The 998-nt window shown below is 56.7% G+C and carries 1 protein-coding gene; it reads right to left on the bottom strand.

Features of this window, described 5'->3' with window-relative positions:
- Window positions 1-407 precede the first annotated feature (407 nt).
- On the bottom strand, window positions 408-926 hold the full coding sequence (gene hcp1 / locus BS300_RS20820) for a type VI secretion system effector Hcp1 (protein WP_010634242.1): 519 nt from the start codon (window positions 924-926) through the stop codon (window positions 408-410).
- Window positions 927-998: the final 72 nt, after the last annotated feature.

Here is a 998-nt window from a genome sequence, read left to right as displayed (position 1 = left end):
CTCGCCACCACGAAGGTGCTCTCGGGCAGCGCCCCCACCTTGACGGTAAATTGCAATCCGGTTTGATTAGCCATGGCTCTCCCCTCTTGTCACGGCCACGCGATGTCTGCGCCCCTCTTCAAGACCCCAACCGCCAAACCACGCTACCGCCCTCTCCGGTGCCACAACGGGCAACCAAGATAGCGGCGAACACGGGTTACGGGCGGATTGGGTCTGCATCACAGGACACCCTTTAGTGCTTTGCCATCCCCCCGCATCAATCGAATGCGCAGCAGAGGGATGGCAAAACAGAAAAGCTCCGGCTACCTGAGCGGGCCGGAGAAATACGGGCTAAGAGGGCCGGTTTGGCAACCGGCCCATAAGACACATAACTACTTGCAAGGAATACCAAAGTAACAAAACGAGGATTAGGCCTCGATGGGCGCACGCCAGTCGTCCGCACCGGAAGTACCGGCAACGGTGTGTTCCCAGTCAATCTTGCGGTAAGCCATGGAGACCTGGATAAGCTGGGTGAAGTCAGACTTCGCCGGGTCCTGGCAGTGCGGCATCTGGCAGTCGATGTCAACGATGGTGGCATCGGTCAGCACGGTGGAGAAGAAGTGTTCCTGTTTGCCTTCAACGGAGGTGCGGTACCACTTCAGGGTCACTTTCGGCAGCATCTCACCGGAAGCCAGCGCGTTGTACATCAGCGGCACGGCTTTGTTCAGGGCCACGGTGAACTTGAACGGCTTGTGGACACGCTGACCAGCCGGCTGACCGGATTGCGGGTCGGTCGGGACAGTCACAACGTGCTGGAACTCTTGAACCAGCATCTCGTCTTCGTGACCTTGTACGAAGATGTTGCCGACGGAATCGGAGGTGAAGGCACCGGCGGTGATATTGCCCTGGGTTTTACCTTCGATGCTGATATAACATGGAGTTGGCATGTGTATGCTCCTAAATAGATTGGTTAAATGAGATAGCACTCGACCAGACTATTAGCAGCGACCATGCCATTT

This window comes from Aeromonas sp. SCS5, assembly GCF_001887375.1.
GTDB lineage: Bacteria > Pseudomonadota > Gammaproteobacteria > Enterobacterales > Aeromonadaceae > Aeromonas > Aeromonas jandaei.
Note: the sequence above shows the minus strand (reverse complement) of the source record. Positions and strands in the feature narration are given on the sequence as shown.

Excerpts from the sequence above, each read along its gene's own strand:
- hcp1 (WP_010634242.1), bottom strand. The coding sequence starts at position 926 with ATGCCAACTCCATGTTATATCAGCATCGAAGGTAAAACCCAGGGCAAT.